Source organism: Microvirga sp. GCM10011540, from assembly GCF_042650665.1.
Taxonomy (GTDB): domain Bacteria; phylum Pseudomonadota; class Alphaproteobacteria; order Rhizobiales; family Beijerinckiaceae; genus Microvirga; species Microvirga lenta.
Window position 1 is genome coordinate 16510 of the sequence record NZ_JBHSBQ010000039.1, and the last position, 16527, is coordinate 33036.

17 protein-coding genes, 1 tRNA gene and 1 pseudogene are annotated in these 16527 nt (G+C 63.7%); 9 read left to right on the forward strand and 10 right to left on the reverse strand.

Annotated features, from left to right (window positions below):
• Window positions 1-344: 344 nt before the first annotated feature.
• A pseudogene (locus ACFOYU_RS13540) lies at window positions 345-1088 on the reverse strand (Cache 3/Cache 2 fusion domain-containing protein); the annotation flags it as partial.
• A 393-nt stretch (window positions 1089-1481) separates the two neighbouring features.
• Here ACFOYU_RS13540 and ACFOYU_RS13545 point away from each other — a divergent pair.
• The gene (locus ACFOYU_RS13545) at window positions 1482-3089 is read left to right on the forward strand and encodes a putative bifunctional diguanylate cyclase/phosphodiesterase (RefSeq protein WP_377034002.1); all 1608 of its coding nucleotides are present in this window, start codon (window positions 1482-1484) and stop codon (window positions 3087-3089) included.
• Window positions 3090-3143: 54 nt separating this feature from the next.
• Here the strand turns inward: ACFOYU_RS13545 and ACFOYU_RS13550 are convergent, their stop codons facing one another.
• Window positions 3144-4478 (reverse strand): protoglobin domain-containing protein, encoded by a 1335-nt coding sequence (locus ACFOYU_RS13550; RefSeq protein ID WP_377034003.1) that lies wholly within the window; start codon window positions 4476-4478, stop codon window positions 3144-3146.
• A gap of 116 nt (window positions 4479-4594) precedes the next feature.
• Complete coding sequence (gene cls, locus ACFOYU_RS13555) at window positions 4595-6031, reverse strand: cardiolipin synthase (RefSeq protein ID WP_377034004.1); 1437 nt, start codon at window positions 6029-6031, stop codon at window positions 4595-4597.
• A 241-nt stretch (window positions 6032-6272) separates the two neighbouring features.
• On the opposite strand from cls, the gene ACFOYU_RS13560 reads away from it, so the two are divergent.
• On the forward strand, window positions 6273-6512 hold the full coding sequence (locus tag ACFOYU_RS13560; protein WP_377034005.1) for a hypothetical protein: 240 nt from the start codon (window positions 6273-6275) through the stop codon (window positions 6510-6512).
• Window positions 6513-6875: 363 nt separating this feature from the next.
• Here the strand turns inward: ACFOYU_RS13560 and ACFOYU_RS13565 are convergent, their stop codons facing one another.
• Window positions 6876-7355, reverse strand: coding sequence for a cupin domain-containing protein (locus tag ACFOYU_RS13565; RefSeq protein WP_377034006.1), 480 nt, complete (start codon window positions 7353-7355; stop codon window positions 6876-6878).
• Window positions 7356-7486: 131 nt separating this feature from the next.
• Here ACFOYU_RS13565 and ACFOYU_RS13570 point away from each other — a divergent pair, with 131 nt between their 5' ends.
• Window positions 7487-8431 carry a LysR family transcriptional regulator gene (locus tag ACFOYU_RS13570; RefSeq protein ID WP_377034007.1) on the forward strand — a complete coding sequence of 315 codons (945 nt, stop codon included), beginning with the start codon at window positions 7487-7489 and terminating at the stop codon, window positions 8429-8431.
• 51 nt (window positions 8432-8482) lie between these two features.
• Here the strand turns inward: ACFOYU_RS13570 and ACFOYU_RS13575 are convergent, their stop codons facing one another.
• Window positions 8483-9046: a hypothetical protein gene (locus ACFOYU_RS13575; protein ID WP_377034008.1), complete on the reverse strand. Its 564-nt coding sequence runs from the start codon at window positions 9044-9046 to the stop codon at window positions 8483-8485.
• Between the two features lie 108 nt (window positions 9047-9154).
• Window positions 9155-9841 (reverse strand): LuxR C-terminal-related transcriptional regulator, encoded by a 687-nt coding sequence (locus tag ACFOYU_RS13580; protein ID WP_377034009.1) that lies wholly within the window; start codon window positions 9839-9841, stop codon window positions 9155-9157.
• A gap of 266 nt (window positions 9842-10107) precedes the next feature.
• Between ACFOYU_RS13580 and ACFOYU_RS13585 the strand changes: the two genes are divergently transcribed.
• A complete protein-coding gene (locus ACFOYU_RS13585) occupies window positions 10108-10584 on the forward strand; it encodes a hypothetical protein (protein ID WP_377034010.1) in 477 nt (158 codons plus the stop codon).
• A 29-nt stretch (window positions 10585-10613) separates the two neighbouring features.
• On the opposite strand, the gene ACFOYU_RS13590 is transcribed toward ACFOYU_RS13585, so the two are convergent.
• Complete coding sequence (locus ACFOYU_RS13590) at window positions 10614-11315, reverse strand: hypothetical protein (RefSeq protein ID WP_377034011.1); 702 nt, start codon at window positions 11313-11315, stop codon at window positions 10614-10616.
• Between the two features lie 170 nt (window positions 11316-11485).
• Here ACFOYU_RS13590 and ACFOYU_RS13595 point away from each other — a divergent pair.
• Window positions 11486-11561, forward strand: a tRNA-Trp gene (locus ACFOYU_RS13595).
• Window positions 11562-11660: 99 nt separating this feature from the next.
• Window positions 11661-12404, forward strand: a complete 744-nt coding sequence (locus tag ACFOYU_RS13600; RefSeq protein ID WP_377034012.1) for an SDR family oxidoreductase — start codon at window positions 11661-11663, stop codon at window positions 12402-12404.
• 6 nt (window positions 12405-12410) lie between these two features.
• Here ACFOYU_RS13600 and ACFOYU_RS13605 read toward each other — a convergent pair whose 3' ends face one another.
• Window positions 12411-13160 (reverse strand): extensin family protein, encoded by a 750-nt coding sequence (locus ACFOYU_RS13605; RefSeq protein ID WP_377034013.1) that lies wholly within the window; start codon window positions 13158-13160, stop codon window positions 12411-12413.
• Between the two features lie 119 nt (window positions 13161-13279).
• On the opposite strand from ACFOYU_RS13605, the gene ACFOYU_RS13610 reads away from it, so the two are divergent.
• The gene (locus ACFOYU_RS13610) at window positions 13280-13411 is read left to right on the forward strand and encodes a hypothetical protein (RefSeq protein ID WP_377034014.1); all 132 of its coding nucleotides are present in this window, start codon (window positions 13280-13282) and stop codon (window positions 13409-13411) included.
• 51 nt (window positions 13412-13462) lie between these two features.
• Here ACFOYU_RS13610 and ACFOYU_RS13615 read toward each other — a convergent pair whose 3' ends face one another.
• Window positions 13463-14035 carry a TIGR00645 family protein gene (locus tag ACFOYU_RS13615; RefSeq protein WP_377034015.1) on the reverse strand — a complete coding sequence of 191 codons (573 nt, stop codon included), beginning with the start codon at window positions 14033-14035 and terminating at the stop codon, window positions 13463-13465.
• Between the two features lie 233 nt (window positions 14036-14268).
• On the opposite strand from ACFOYU_RS13615, the gene hemA reads away from it, so the two are divergent.
• Window positions 14269-15867, forward strand: a complete 1599-nt coding sequence (gene hemA / locus ACFOYU_RS13620; RefSeq protein ID WP_377034016.1) for a 5-aminolevulinate synthase — start codon at window positions 14269-14271, stop codon at window positions 15865-15867.
• A 98-nt stretch (window positions 15868-15965) separates the two neighbouring features.
• On the forward strand, window positions 15966-16169 hold the full coding sequence (locus ACFOYU_RS13625) for a DUF2892 domain-containing protein (protein ID WP_226735962.1): 204 nt from the start codon (window positions 15966-15968) through the stop codon (window positions 16167-16169).
• Between the two features lie 19 nt (window positions 16170-16188).
• Here the strand turns inward: ACFOYU_RS13625 and ACFOYU_RS13630 are convergent, their stop codons facing one another.
• Window positions 16189-16404 (reverse strand): hypothetical protein, encoded by a 216-nt coding sequence (locus tag ACFOYU_RS13630; RefSeq protein ID WP_226735964.1) that lies wholly within the window; start codon window positions 16402-16404, stop codon window positions 16189-16191.
• Window positions 16405-16527: the final 123 nt, after the last annotated feature.

The following is a 16527-nucleotide window of genomic DNA, read 5'->3' on the forward strand; positions in this document are numbered from 1 at the left end:
CTAGAGATACGGGTCGACATCGTGACCTGCTGAGCGATCTCCCGGATGGAGATCGCCATTTCCTCGGTCGCTGCCGCCACCGTCTGGACATTGGCCGAAGTCTGCTCCGCTGCGGCCGCGACTGCCACGGATTCCTGGTTCGTCTGGTTGGCGGTGCTCGTCATGCTCTGAGCGGTCGCCTCCATCTCCGAAGCGGCAGATGCCAGACCCTGCGTCAGCGCAGAGACATTGCTCTCGAAGAGACGGGTCAGCTCGTCGAGCTTCGATGCGCGGCGCATCTTCGCTTCGCTTTCGGCTTCCTGTTCCGAGGCCAGGCGCTGGCGCTCGAGGGTGTTGTGGCGGAAGACCTCGACCGCCCGCGCCATGGCGCCGATCTCGTTCTTCCACGACACGTACGGAACCTCGCTGGCAGTGTCGCCATCGGCGAGGCTCTTCATCGCAGTCGCCAGTGTGGGGATGGGCCGGAACAGCATGCGGGCCGAAAGAACGGCAGCCAGAGCGACGGCCAGGACGACAAAAAGGGAGGCGATCCCCATCCGCCACATCAGACGGTTGGCGGAAGCTGCAAGCTCCGTCGTCTCGACACCGTTACCAAGCACTCCGAGGAGCTGTCCGCTCTGCCCGAAAACCGGAAGATTGATCAGCAGATAGGTCTTGCCCAGCACGGCGGCCTGCCCGACATAGGTCTGGCCGGACGAGACGACCGGGTAGACGATGCCCTTGCGACCCATGGCCGTGCCGACGGCGCGCGAGCCGTCCGGGTTGCGCATGTTCGTGGCACTCCTGATGAAGTCGCCGGACGCCGGATCCCGCACGAAGAGAGTTGCCGGAGCCTGCGTGGCCTCGGCGATCCGATCGACCAGCTCGTCGCTGTAGAACACCGCGTCGTCGTTCACGACGATTCCGTTGATGGCGCCGGAACCATCCTTGCGGACCTTGAGGCTTTTGACGGCACCCTGGAGAATGCCTGTAAACGTCCTAACATTGGCCTGCTGCTGGGCCACTGCGTTGGTTTGAACGTCCGACCAGCTCTGGAGAGACACGACAGCGAAGAGCGCGGCGGCCGTCACGATCACGAAAGCAATCATGGCCGCAGTCGTCAGCGTGGAGAGTTTTCGATTTGCAATAACTTTCACAGCATGTACTCAGTTTTAATCCCGAGTTATTGCTTGGGCAATCAGATTTAGTAACAGGCGATGCCGAAGAAACTTTTAGTATTACTGCGAGAGTTCTTTACCATATGATATGATATTTTGTTAGTTTTCCTGCTCGCACAGCCGGTCGCCTATTAGTAGTCCTCCCTTCATGCAGGCATCGGGATGATCCGTCGCGCGATTCAATGAAAATTAATTCACAGCATCCAACATCAATCCATGGGCAACCTTCTGTCCAATCAACCTGAATTTGGAGAGCTTCGACTACTTGTGCCGTTCAATTGAGTTGGCTGAGGAGCCGGAGATTGAGCGCTGGAAGGCAGTCCGATGAGTCGCATGCTGCTATCGCGCAACGATATTCTCGCCGTTTATGACTCTCCGGGGAAAGAGACGCTGCAGCTCCTGACCGGCGGCACCGCCGTGTCGAAGAAGATGCATGGAGCCGAGCCGGCGCCGCAACCGGGCGATTCCGATCCAAGGTCCCGCTCCAATGCCGTCGAACAGGAAACGTGGGAGAGGGGCGCGCGCCAGTCTCCTGCGGCACAGGTCCAAGCAACCCGCACTGCCATCGATCAGCGTCTGAAGCAGCCGACGAGCCACGACACGCTGACGGGGCTCAGCAACCGAAGCCAGTTTCAGAGCCGCGGCGGCGCCGCGCTCGACGAAGCCCGCCGGGACGGCCGCATGATCGCGCTCTTCCTCATGGGGCTCGATCGCTTCAAGGATCTCAACAACACTCTCGGGCATCAGGCTGGCGATGCGGTTCTGATCGAGATCGCCCGGAACCTTCAATCTCTCATGGAGGCCAACGATCTTGCCGCCCGCTATGGAGGCGATGAATTCGCCCTAATGCTGACGGGGCTGTCGTCAGAGACCGATGTGGGCTCCGTCGCCGGCAAGATGCTTGAAATCGCGGCGGCGTCGATCAGGCACCAGACCTCGAAGCTGCGCTCCTCCGCGAGTCTCGGAGTAGCCCTCTTCCCGGAGCACGGTTCCGACTTCGACGAACTGATCCAGAGCGCCGACATCGCCCTGAACCGCGCGAAGGTCGAAGGTCGGGGACGTGCGCAACTCTTTGCGCCGCAGATGCGGACTGCTCTGATGGAGCGCCTGCAACAGCTATCGGCGTTCCAGAATGCAGTCGAGGTCGGGCAGGTCCTTCCTTATTACCAGCCCCAGATGCGGCTGTCGGATCGGCGTTCCTACGGATTCGAGGCTCTCGCACGCTGGGTCCTGCCTAACGGGGACATTCTGTACCCGGCGCATTTCAAGGCTGCGCTCGAGGATCCGGACGCGGCAATCCTCCTCGGTGAGCACATGTTGCAAAGGGTCAGCGATGACCTCAGGCGGTGGCGCGCGTCGGACGTGCCGGTCTGCAAGATGTCGATCAACGTGACAGCTCCCGAATTGAAGCGCGGAGACTATGCCGAGAAAGTCGCGAGGATCTTCTCCGAGAAGGAGCTCCCTCCCTCGCAGCTGACGGTGGAAATCACCGAATCCGTTCTTCTCGACGACAAGGCCACGCAGATCTCCGAGACTTTGTCGGAGTTGAGGAGGCTCGGCGTCTCGATCTCCCTCGACGATTTCGGCACCGGCTTCGCATCGCTGACGCATCTGAAGAGCTATGCCGTCGATCAGATCAAGATAGACCGCTCCTTCGTGGCGGACCTCGCCTCGAATACGGACGACTGGGCCATCGTGCGGGCGACCCTGGGTTTGGCGAAGAGCCTTGGGATGCGGACTGTGGCGGAAGGGCTCGAAAACGGGACCCAGCTCAAGTGCCTTCAGACACTCGGCTGCGACTACGGCCAGGGCTTTTTCTTCAGCCCGGCCGTTCCCGCTGACGAGGCGGAAGCCTATTTCCGCCTCCATCGAGCCTACAAGAAGGCCAAGCTCCACCAGTTCGTTCTTCCGGGACTGTCCAACCAGGGCTGAAGCCGTGCCGGGCTCGACCCGGCATGGCGTCCCGGCGCCGGAATGATGCCGCCCCTATGCGGCGCGCGCGGCGGCAAGGAAGCGGTCGATATCCTCCTTCAGACGGAGCAATTGCTGATCCAGCGTCTGCTTCGCGGAGAACACGTGCTGCGACGCCGTCGCCGCAGATGCCGCCGATCCGTTCAAGGTCTCGATACGCTGCACGACGGTTTGGGTGTGACCCGTCGTCTGCTGAACATTCATCGCGATTTCCGAGGTGACGGCGGCCTGCTCCTCGACGGCAGTCGCGATGGCCGTAGCGATGCCGCTGACCTCTTCGATGATGCGTGCGATCTCGTCGATCTCGAGAGCATTCTTCTGGGTTGCATCCTGAATGGCGCCGATTCGCGAGCCGATCTCGGTTGTCGCCTTGGCCGTTTGGGTCGCCAGGGACTTCACCTCCTGCGCCACGACCGCAAACCCTTTTCCCGCCTCCCCTGCATGGGCGGCCTCGATGGTCGCGTTCAGGGCGAGAAGGTTCGTTTGGGCAGCAATCTGGCCGATCAGCTCGATCACGTCCCCGATCTGCTTTGCCTGCTCGGCCAGACCGACAACGGATCCGCGGGTGCGCAGCGCATTCTCCAGAGCCCGGCGCGCGACGTCCGCCGAGCGGCTCGCCTGCTGGCCGATCTCCCGAACGGAGGCGGCCAGCTGCTCCGTGGCCGCGGCACCCGATTGCATGTTGAGGGCCGTCTGTTCGGCGGTGCTCGCCACCTCGCTCGCCAGGGTGCTTGCCGCGCTGGTGGCGGCGTCCAGGCTCACCGCGCTCTCGGACAAGGCCCCGCTCGCCTCTCCCGATATGGTGAGGCTCGCCTCGACAGCCTCGGAGAACGACGCGATCGCTCCGGCCAACGCCCGCCCGCGCGCCTGGCGCTCATCGACCAGAGCATCCTGGTAGACCGATATTGCATAATCCATGTCGAGCATCACGGCCTTGTTCATCGCGGCGATCTTCCGGGCCAGGACAGCGCCAGAGAAACGATGCTTCGTGGACAGAATGCCGACGAGCTCGTTCATGATGAAGGCGTAGCCGCCGATATACCAGCGCGGCTCCAGCCCGATCTTGTGGTGCACGAGGCCGATGCGGCGGATGCTCGCCACGTAGTCGGCATCGAACCGGCCGCTGAACAGTCTTTCCCAGTGACGGGCCTGAGCGGGGATGAGACGCCCCTGCTGCGCTCCGACGAGGGCGGAAAGATGCGGGACTTCGCGCACGTGGCTGTAGAAGCGCTCCAGAACCCCCTGCAGCGACCCCGCAATGCTCTTCCATACTGCCTGGAGCTCCAAGCAGGTGGCATCGTCGATCCCAAAAAACCGGAGCCGGTCCGGAAGCGAGGTATCTTCCTGCATGGCACCCCCCATGATCTGTCTGTGATTGGCGGAGAGCTCTAGGTCATGTGAGTTAACTTAAACTTGCCTCTTGCCGCTAAGTCATCTGGACAAGCGGAACTTTCTGCTGATCGCGCTCACAGGAGAGGGCTCAGCATGCGTGCGATGTTCTCGACCGTTTTCGACGCGAGCGACCGCCGCCTCCAAGTCTCCGGATCGACGGTGTCGCTTGCAGCGAAGTAGCGCTCCTGCTCCTCGCGCAGATGCGCGTTGAACTCCCGGTCGAACAGGACAAGGCTCACTTCCGAGTTGAGGGTGAAGGAGCGCATGTCGATATTGCTGGAGCCGATGAGGGAAACTCTGTTGTCGATGGTGAGGTGCTTCGCGTGGAGCAGCTTGTCCCGATACAGATGAATCCTGACGCCCGCCTCCAGCAGTTCTGCATAATAGGATTTCTGAGCCAGGCTCACCAGGATCTGGTCGACAGGGCGTGACAGAACGAGATGTACGTCCACACCGCGCAGAACAGCGGTTTCGAGGGCATGGAGCAGCGCCTCGTTGGGAATGAAGTAGGGCGTCGTGATGACGACCCTCCTGCGGGCGCCGTGGACGAGAGCCTCCACCAGACGCTCGACGCCCGCCTCGGGATAGTCGGGACCGCTGGGCAGGACCTGGGCCACGATGGTGCCGGTGGAGCGTAATTCGGGGAAAAGCGCCGTCGCATCGAGCGCCTCCTCCGTTTCGAGGAACCAGTCGGCGACGAATACGGCTTGAAGCTCCAGGACGATCGGGCCCGTTACCCGCACGACCAGCTCCTGGTTCCTCACGCGAGGATTGAAATCCGCATTGACGATGTTCTGCGACCCGGCATATCCGACCTCGCCGTCGATCACGGCGATCTTCCGATGGTTGCGGAGGTCCGCTCGCGCCGAGCGCCTCCGCAGCAGGTTGACTGGGAGGACCAGGCGCACCGCCACGCCACCGGCCTCGAGAGCCGCGATCACGCGGGGAGCCCAGGCGCGCGAGCCGAGAGCATCGATGAGAACCCGGCACGCGACCCCGCGATTGACGGCGCGCAAGAGGGCCTCGATCACCGCCCTCCCGGACCGGTCGTCGGCGAAGATGTAGAAGAGCAAATGGACGTGCGACCGGGCCCGGTCGATATCGGCGACGATCCGCTCGATCGTTCCGGCATAATCCGACAGGAGCTCCGCTCCGTTGCCGCCGAGGCTTGGGAACTGGCCGAGATTCTCGATCAAGGCAGCCGCCTGAGCCAGATTTGCAGGCAAATCGGGAGGCCGGTGCTCGGTCACGTCTCGGATCTTGCTCCTGGCCGCCTTGAGCACCTGAGGCATACGGGCAAATCGCTCCCGCCGCCATCCTGGATAGTTTGGACGCCCGATCAGGACGTACAGGAACAATGCCGGCCAGGGCAGAAAGAAGAAGAAGAGCAGCCAACCCTTCGCCGCCTCGGGAGAACGCCGGAAGGGAACGACGACCAGCATCAGGAGCCGGATCACCCATTCCGAGATCAGGTACAGGACAGGCCATGAGAGTGTGCTGATCAGGCTCATCGCGCCAGTCGCCGAGGTTGAGGACACCGCTCAGCTTCCACTAGCATCGAGTGCCGCCCGCAGCCAGAGCGCTGGAACGGACCTGACCTAACAGGACAGGACTGCGTGCAGATTCTTACGGAGAATCCCTTGGGTAAGGGGCAGTCCAGAGCAGGGTAACAATATCCACTCTCTGCCTGGAGAGCAGACAGACCCTAGGTCAAGCGGGTAAAGATCTTCAACAGATTTGATGGAGATCACCATGACCCAGGATTTCGACGTGATTGGAGCGCTCACCCGCTTCTCGGTCGGCACCATCGATGGCCGGGACGCCATGATGGTCATCGAGCTGGCGACGACGCCGGACGAGTTCGCCCGGGGAATCCGGCACCAGATGCCGATTGCCATGACTCCGGCCCATGCCCGCGAACTGGGCAATGCTCTGCTGCTCGCGGCCGAAGCCGCCCAGATGGGAGAAGAGTCGAGCAACGCCGTAAATTGACGGTCGTCGTTGCTTGGAAATACTGCCGGCCTAGTACGCAGTTCGTGAGCCGGTTCTTTGCCTACAAGTACTTTTGCGAAACAGCTGATTGAAGCTGCACGGCGGTGTGCAGAACCCGGTCGAAGGCCCTGTTGCTCGGGCCGCGGGAAGGCAGCGGCAGGGCTGTCTTCAATCTCGGTAGCAGCATCTCACCCCGACTGGTTTCGGAGCCTTCAGGAGACCTGTTGGCGCTTGTCCGGAGGCATGGCGGAACATGCCGGCGACTGCCAAAAATTACGGGAGGGACTTTGCCCTCCCGCGTCAGACCGGCCGGCTCCGGCGCCCTTCGCCCCAAAGCCGTTCTTTGATGCGACGTCGAGCGACTTACGACAGCGGCGCACCGACCACATCGATGTGGTTGGTCTGGCAAGCCTTGACGAGGGCCTCGATCATATCGGGGCTCGGAGCGCCTGCCGGCGGAGGAAGCTCCTCGGCGGTCGCGGGACGGCTGGCCATCCGGATGAGACCTTCGAAATCGGGGCCCTTCGTCACCGTCAGGCAGCGCACGCCCTCGGGAGACTCCACGCGATACGTATGAGGCACGCCCTTCGGCGCGACGACCGTCTCGCCCGCGCCGACGACGACCTGCTCCTGCCCGACCTGGAAGCGCATCTTCCCCTGCAGGATGTGGAAGGCTTCATCCTCGTTGCGATGGACGTGCATGGGAGGAGAATCCCCGTGCGGCATCCGATGCTCGATGACTGCAATGCCATCGCTGCCGTGGTTTGCACTGACCAGGATCTTGACCAGCGTGTTGCCGAACCACAGAGCGTCTACTCTTTTGGATGATACCTGATTGGACACTGAAATCGCTCCTCTCTAATCTTGTTTGAAATTTTGTCTTCCTAATGATTCTCGGACTTCATCTTTCCGCTTGGTTAGATCCACTGAAGCGAGAAAGGAAATTCAATGTTGATATGGGGCATATCAGATCTATGAATTTTGCTGCCTTCGATTTGAATCTTCTCCATGTCTTCGATGCTCTGATGCGCGAACGCAGCGTCACGCGCGCCGGAGAGGCTCTCGGTCTCAGCCAGCCTGCCGTGAGCGCGGCACTCAACCGCCTTCGGCATCTGCTCGACGATCAGCTCTTCGTGCGGCGAGGAAACGACATGGTGCCCACTCCCCGCTCGGAGGACCTGGCGGAGCCGATCCGCGAGGCCCTCGCAAAGCTTGAGACCGCGCTCATAGGGGACCGCTTCTTCGATCCGAGGGCCGCGGAGCGCACCTTCACCCTGTTGGGCGCCGACTTCTTCTCAATGTTGCTGATGCCTGAACTCGCCACCCGGATCGCCGCGAAAGCTCCCAACATTGCCGTGCGATTTCTCGACAGCGCAAAAGGTGACATCACGCGCCTCCTGCAGGAGGATGTGATCGATGCGGCCCTCGAGCGTCCTCTTACGACGCCGGACTGGATTGCGACGGAACTCATGTTCGACTCCCCGTTCGCCATCATCGCGTCCGCCGACCACCCGGCAATCGCCGGCAAACTCGTCCCCGGCACAGCCCTCCCCCTGGATCTGTTCTGCGAAATGCCGCACGCCATCCGCTCCATCGACGGCAGCATGCAGGGCTATATCGACGATGCCCTTTCCAGCCTGGGCCGCAGGCGGAAGGTAAGCCTGGCCCTGCCGCACTTTCAGAGTGTCGCTCTTGTCGTGGCCAAGGGAAAATTCATTGCAGCCGTCCCGTCGCAGTTCGCCCGTGTGGTGGCGCCGTCCCTCAACCTCGCGATCTTCGAGCCGCCCATTCCCGTTCCGGTTCCCGAAATCAAGCTCTACTGGCACAGCCGGCACACCAACAACCCGGCGCATCGATGGCTCCGGCAGGAGATCATGGAGGCTGTCAGATTCATCTGGAACACCGGCGATCGGCCTTAGACTCCACTGCCCGGCAATGGAGCGATCAGCGCGGGCAGACCGTCGCCCGTTTCAACCCTTCAAGGCGTTGCTGTGCAGGTTGTCGTAGAACCTGTCGAAGAACTTCTGCGAGCCCTGGGCCAGGCGGTTTCTGAAGAGCGAGCCTCCTTCCTCCACCAGCACCATCTGCCTCCATGAAAGCTCCGGCATCGGCTGGGCCAGTTCATGGATCCTGCTCTCTTTCCGGATCGCGGGCGACAGAACGATCATCATGATGAGAACCATGAAGATCGCCAGGTGCCTGGCAACGGCCCAGAGATCGCCGGCAATCGCCTCATGCGACGCCCAGGGCTGCGACCCTGGAATGCTCAATAGGGCAAGTCCGGCGAAGGCGACCGCGCCCAGCCAGTTCCAGCGGTCGGTCATGATCAGGGCCAGCCCGCCCATCTGCACGATGATCACGACGAAGCCGAACAGAACTTCCTGCCCCAGGGAATCCGCCCCTCCGGTCTCGACCTCGATGTTGAAAGCCGCCAGCCTTCCGAAGCCGCTGTCCCAGAACAGGGCGGCCATGACCGCGAAGCCGATGAACGTTACCCAACGAGACGCCAGTACTCGAACCAGTATAGTCGACACGGACTCGCCCCAATCCCTATGCCTTGGCCCCCTCGGGACCTGAACGGCAACTTGGAGCCGATTTATAAGAATCATACCGAAGGGTGAGTATCCCCGAATCCGGGAGGGTCAGATCAGGCCGCGCTGGGATGCCTCCAGGGCCGCTTCGGCCCGCGACGAGATCTTCAGCTTGCGGCAGATGGTTTTGACGTAGGTGGCGACGGTATGCTCCGTCAGGCCGAGCCGGTAGGCCACCTCGGGGACGCGGGAGCCGACTCCCAGCAGGGCGAGAACTTCCATTTCCCGTGGCGTGAGAAGGGCGTCGGTGTCCGGCACCTTGCTCTTCGTCCCCGGACGGTCCCGGAAGAAGGCGAACATCCGTCGGGCGATCGACGGCGAAAGGGTCGGCTCTCCTCGCTCGATGCGGCGCAGGTAATGGGCGAGCACCGTCTGCTCCTGATTCTTGATCAGGTAACCCTGAGCCCCGGCCGCGATGGCGTCGAAGAGGTGCTCGTCATCGTCGTAGATGGTGGCGACGATCGGCACGACGGCCGGGCAGTGGTCGACCAGTTCGGGGATCAGATCGATGCCCGACCCGTCGGGCAGGCCAAGGTCCACCAAGGCCAACCTGACCCGGGAGATCTGCTCGGGAGCGGCGGAGCCGAGCCAGCCGCGGGCATCTGTCAGCGTCGAGAAAGCCCGGACCTCCACTCCTGTGAAGGTTTGTCGCAGCACCGTACAGAGCCATTCCTGCGTATCCGGCAGATCTTCCACGACAAGGGCAATGGCTTCTTCGAAATTTGTATCGTCTGACAATGAACTCGATCCTCTTGGAGTTCGTGGTCTCTCATGCACTGGCCTGGAAGCCGCAGAGCGACACCAGAACCGGTCCGAGGTGGCCTTCCGGCCGCCATAACGGCAATCACCGTGTCGCCCCTGCCTACGCGCTCCTTCCGCAACAAGACCCGGTGGTCTATGGTCCCGAAAGAGCAGGATCCGATGGACCGCCCTCGGCAATTGGACCCCGGGCTCGATCCGGCCTCGGCTCATTTTGCGCATCCCTTCACTCCCAAGAGCCCTCCATGACCACGCAGGACAACGACCACCACCTCGACCGCATCCTCGTTCGCGAGGCTTTCGAGAAACAGGCCGCGGGCAAGGAGGCGGGCCGGGCACAGACGGCGGCGGAGGCGTGGGCGGAGCGTAAGCGCGAGGCGCTCAACCGGTGGGTTGCGCTGGAGGGGGAGTTCGAGGCGGTGGTCGAGACGATCAACCGGAGCCTGTCCGGGCTCGGCGCCGCGCTGGTCCTGAGCGCGAACGTTCCCCACGATTACAGCCATGCAGGCGATCCCCTGCTCGCCCGCGGCCGGATGGATCTCTACGAGAACGGCAAGCCGACGCCGAAATACATCGAGTGCAACCTCACCGAATCCGGCATCGTCTATTTCTACATGTTCCTGCCGAAGGGGACGAAGCGGAGCCAGATCCCGATGAAGGAGGTCGATGCCGACCGCATCGAGGCGATCCTGCTCGATTTTGTCGATCTGGCGCTGAACTGAAGCGCGACGCCCGGCCCGCCCGCCCCGGCCTATTTCTGCGCGTGGAGAAGAACTGCAATCCCGTCATGATCGCCGGTCGTGAACTTGGGGTCGCCGACCAGGGCGTTGTCCAGGTTCACGAACCTCGCCACCTTGTAGCCGGTCGTCCGGTCGAGGCTCTGCGTGAAGCTGTCCCGCGCCTGGTTGAAAGAGGCGTAGCGGTGGCGCACCGCCCGGAACGGCGCCACGTCCTCACGGCTGAAAGCGGCGGTGAAGATATAGGCCCCGCCCATCCTGTGGGGGCCGAAGATTCGTCCGTGGTTGTTGTCGAGCTCGAACACGTTGTTGGAGAAGGCGTCGTCCCGGCCCTGGGGAAGCTGGGCATAGAGCCTTCCGCCGATTGAGCCCTGGTAGCCGGTGGAATGTCCGAACCGGACCGGGTACCCCGCCTTCGCGGCCGCTGCGGTGAGACGGGCCTTGGCGTCCTCCGCGCTCGTCGCGCCCTCGTCGAGGATGATCACGTTGATGGGCTCGCGCAGGTTCTTGCCCTCGAAGATCTCTCCGAGCCAGTCCGACGGCACCCCTTGCGCGGTGAGCATCCACTTGCCGATCTCCGGAAGATCTTGGGGCGCGGCGATATCGGCGGCTGCCGTGCCCGTCCCTGGCGTCCCGGTCGCCTGCTGGGCTCGAGCGGCGGGGCTCGCGGCCGCGAGGGCTAGCCCTACGAGAAGAATGCGGCGCCGGATCGTCACGCGGGCCTCCCATGCGATGCCTGCCCATCGATACCACGAGGAGCCACGTGCCGCCATGCAACCCCGTAAGGGAATCTACGAACTGACAAGGCCCCTCCGCTTCTCCTAAAAGAACGGTCCCGCCGGATTAGGATGCCGTTCGACGTCGTATACGTTACGTCATCCTCTGCAGGGGAGTAGCTCAACCGGTAGAGCGCCGGCCTCCAAAGCCGGAGGGTGCAAGTTCGACTCCTGCCTCCCCTGCCAATTCCGTCATGACCCGCATGCTTCAAGCTGAGCCGTCAGGTGATCGGCGGCGGCAACGCTGCTAAGGTCGCCTCCGGTTTCAGAACCTGGAGGGCGGAGATGAAGACGATCCTGATCACGGGCGCCAGCCGCGGCATCGGCCGGTCGGCGGCCCTTCTGGCCGGCGAGAGAGGCTGGTCCGTGGGCGTGAACTACACCCAGAACAGATCGGCGGCGGACGAGGTGGTCGATCTCGTCACCCGCTCCGGCGGCCGGGCCGTCGCCATCCAGGGCGACGTGGCGGTCGAGAACGACGTGGTGGCCATGTTCGACCGGGTGGAGCAGGCTCTCGGTCCGCTCGACGGGGTGGTGGCGAATGCAGGCATCGTGGGCCCGCCGCAGGCGCTGGCCGACATGAGCGGAGAGCGCATGCGCCGGATGTTCGAGGTGAACGTCCTCGGCGCCTATCTTTGCGCCCGCGAGGCCGCGCGGCGGCTCTCGAAGAGCCGCGGCGGCCGGGGCGGCTCGCTGGTGTTGGTTTCCTCCATCGCCGCACGCTTCGGCTCGCCCTTCGAATACGTGGATTACGCCGGCTCGAAGGCCGCCGTGGACACCCTGGCTTTGGGCCTGTCCAAGGAGCTCGGCGCCGAGGGCGTGCGCGTGAACTCGGTTCGGCCGGGCGTCACCGAAACGGACATCCACGCGAGCGGAGGCCAGCCCGACCGGGCCCAGCGCGTCGGAGCGACGACGCCCTTCGGGCGGGCCGGACGGCCGGAGGAGATCGCCGAGGCCATCGTCTGGCTGCTCAGCGACGCCTCCTCCTATGTCAGCGGCGCCCTGCTCGACGTGTCCGGAGGGCGGTGATCCCGGTCAGCGGCAGGTGTCGTAGGGGCCCATGTCGAAGTGGAAATGATCCCGGTGCGCCTCGTTGTAGTCGGGGCTCAGCACCACGTCGAAGAAGCGGCAGGCCCCATCCCGCACCGCCCTGAGAAAGGCGGCTTCTCGCGGGTCGGAACCGCTCCAATCGTCAAGGAGCGTGATCTTCCGCCCGTCGGCCAGAACGAAGCCGGCGATGTCGATGGCGTTGGCCATCGCATGCTCGCTTCGCCGCCCCGAGGCACGATGATTGATGTTGCGGCACGCATAGGTGCCGAAATGGATGACGCTCGCCACCTCCTGGCCTAGATGCTGCCGGGCCGCATCCTGCAGCACATGGGTTTCCAGGAGGGCCCAGGCGGCGGCGAGCGGACAGGTGGCCGTGAAGCTGCGACTGAAGTCGACGGTCGAGCGCGCCACCTCGACCGCGTTGGCGAAGCCGCAGCCCTCGCCGAGCACCTGGTCCGGCACGGGGCTGAAGTGCAGGGGAGAGTTCTCGATCACCGCGAGGCACTGGCCGACCTTGTCCTCCAGGCGCGAGAGCTTCATGCGCGTCAGCCAGTTCGGCGCATCCGCAATACGCAGCGGCGCGAAGGGGTTGAAGCGGTCGGGAACGACGATGGCCCCCGTCCAGACGAGGCCCGACACGAGCGCCAAGCCGGCAAGGGCCACGATCAGGAGCCGCCCGACGATCACCGGCAGCAATCTCGAACGGCGCGGCGGGCTGGGACGCTCCTCTGACATCTCCCTGTTCTAGGGCTCCGCGCCGGAACGTTCCACCCGCCGCCCCGACGTGAGGTCGGTCACAGTCGCGGCACCGAGCCTGCGCTAGCCTCCGGCCCATCCATCGAAGGAGGTGGCCGATGAAGACGCTTCTCTCTCTTCACATCGCGAGGGCGTTCGTGCTGAGCCTGCTCCCCGCCGCCGAACCGCAGCCGCTCTGGATCCCTGAGGAGGATGACCCGCTGCTCCCCCTCGGCGGCCTGTGGCGCTGACATCCCATTCCGGCGGGGCGCGAGATGCGGCCCCGCCCTCGCCGCGTCCGGTCAGTGAGCCTTGTCGGGCGTGGAGGCCGACATCCTGTCGACATAGGCGATGCCGATGGCGGAGAGGATGAAGACCGCGTGGATCATGGTCTGGAGGATGATGCCGGTTTCCGTGTAGTTGCTCTTGCCGGGGATGCCGACATGACCCGCCTCGATGAAAGTCCGCAGCAGGTGGATCGACGAAATGCCGATGATGGCCATGGCGAGCTTGATCTTGAGGACGCTCGCATTCACGTGGCCCAGCCATTCAGGCTGGTCCGGATGCTCGTGCAGCCGCAGGCGCGACACGAAGGTCTCGTATCCGCCGACGATGACCATCATCAGAAGGTTCGAGATCATCACCACGTCGATCAGCCCGAGCACCACCAGCATGATCTGCTGCTCGGTGAATTCGGTCGCGTGCAGCACGAGGTGCCACAGCTCTTTCAGGAACAGAAAAACGTAGACGCCCTGCGCCACGATGAGCCCGAGATAGAGCGGCAGTTGCAGCCAGCGAGAGCCGAAGATCAACGATGGAAGGGGCTTCAAGGCGGAAGCGCCGGACAGCGGCGGGAATTCGCGGTGATGCGACATGGTCGGTCAGGTCCGTGAGGAGGGAATCAGCCCAGCCGGAATCCTTGCGGCTCCGGCGAGCGCGCGAGAGATGACGAAGCTTGACCGTTTGCGCAAGTCTCAGACTCCGTCGGCCCCAACGCCCGCTAGTTTTATCACCTTCATCGGACCTTAGTCCCTCCTCCGCGCCGTCCTTGGTCCGTGGGCGCCTGTCAGGGGAGTGCTAAGCTTTTCCTCAGCTGGAGGGACCGACAATGAACGCCAACTGGAGCAAGCCCCAACCGATTGCGACGGCACCGAAGAACGATGGAGCGAACGGCACGATCCTGGTTCACTGCGCCTCGGGCGCCGGCTGGCAGACGAGCCGCTTCTTCGACGGCAAATGGGTGGACGCCGCCACCCTCATGCGCGAACTTGACCCAACCCATTGGCTCCCGGTCCCGGGCGGGATCGAAGAGGAAAGCCGGCCGCCGCGCGCCGCGCCTCGGGCCGCGGACTACGACGGCTTCTTCCGGGCGTCTCTCGACCGTCTCAAGGCCGAAGGGCGCTACCGCGTCTTTGCAGACATCGAGCGCCTGGCGGGCCGTTTTCCGGAGGCCCTGTGGCACAGCCCGGACGGCACCCGCAAGATCACCGTATGGTGCTCGAACGACTATCTGGGCATGGGCCAGAGCCGGGACGTGACCCGTGCCATGGTCGAAACGGCCTGGCGCCTGGGCACCGGCGCCGGCGGCACGCGCAACATCTCGGGCAACAACCACCCCATCGTCGAGCTCGAGGCCGAGCTTGCGGACCTGCACGGCAAGGAGGCGGGCCTCGTCTTCACCTCGGGCTACGTCTCGAACCAGACCGGCATCTCCACCCTGGCCAAGCTCATCCCGAACTGCCTGATCCTGTCGGATGCGCTCAACCACAACTCGATGATCGAGGGCGTGCGCCAGTCCGGCTGCGACAAGCAGATCTTCCGCCATAACGATCTCGCCCACCTGGAGGAGCTGCTCAAGGCGGCCGGGGACCGGCCGAAGCTGATCGTGTTCGAGAGCGTGTACTCCATGGACGGGGACATCGCGCCGATCCACGCCATCTGCGATCTGGCCAAGCGCTACGATGCCATGACCTATCTCGACGAGGTCCATGCGGTCGGCATGTACGGCCCCCGGGGCGGCGGCATCGCCGAACGCGACGGCGTCATGCACCGGATCGACGTGATCGAGGGCACGCTCGCCAAGGCCTTCGGTGTCATGGGCGGATACATTGCGGCCTCCGCGACGATCGTCGACGCGGTAAGGAGCTTCGCGCCCGGCTTCATCTTCACCTCCGCCTTGCCGCCCGCCGTCGCGGCGGCGGCGACAGCCTCCGTCCGCCACCTCAAGGGCTCAGCCATCGAGCGGCAGCGCCAGCATCTCCAAGTCGCCAAGACCAAGGACGCCCTGTCGCTCGCCGGGCTTCCGCTCCTCGACACGCCGACGCATATCGTGCCCGTGATCGTGGGCAATGCGGAAGCCTGCAAGGCCGCGACCGACCGGCTTCTCGAAAAGCACGGGATCTACATCCAGCCGATCAACTACCCCACCGTGCCCCGCGGCACCGAGCGCCTGCGCATCACGCCCACACCGCTCCACACCGACGAGCACATCGCGGCTCTGAGCGCGGCTCTCGTCGAAGTCTGGACGGCGCTGGGACTGCCGCTCTGGACCGGCTTCGCCGCCCCCAAGAGGAAGCAGTGCTCCAACGGGAAATCCGCCTGCACGGGCAATCTCTGCGGCAAGGTCCTGCACTGCGAGGAAGCGTTCCTCTGTGCGATCTCGGACGCCGAGGCCCTCGCGGCGGCGCGGGCGGACGCCCTGCTCTAGGAGCGCCCCTGAAGACGGGTATGGACGGACAAGCGTATCCTTTGTCCGTCCCCCATTTCGGTGTAAGATCCCTGTCGGTCTCTGACGGAGGCAAAGCAATGACAGTCGAACGCGCGATTCTTCTGACGGTGGGCGGGCTCATCATCGTCAGCATCCTGCTCGCCGTCTACGTGAACCTCAACTGGCTCTGGCTCACCGGCATTCTCGGCGCTCACCTAGTGCAGGCATCGTTTACGGGCATGTGCCCCGTCGTGATGATGCTCAAGCGGCTCGGATTGCCTAGCAAGCCAGGGTTCACCTGAGACATCGCGCTTTCCGGGTTCAGTGGCCGAGCACTTTCTCCAAAGCCTCTTCGAGGTTGCGGATTTCGATCGGCTTGGAAAGTGTCGGGCGTCCGGTGAAGTCGAGCCACGGCTTGTTGAACCAGTCGCACAGCTTGTCGAGGCCCGAGCGCCAGATCATGACGGGGGCGAAGTCGGCAAGCTCGCGGAACTCCCGTTCGCCGAGATCCTGATTTGGTGAGGCAGATTGATCCAAGGATTCCATCGAGCGAAGCGGGGCCGTTCGCGCAGCACGGCATGCACATATAGAGGAAAAGATCGATCGCCCAAGGACCGTTTTCCGCCCGGCCGGGAGGAGCGGCCGGCGCTTCGCCCGCAA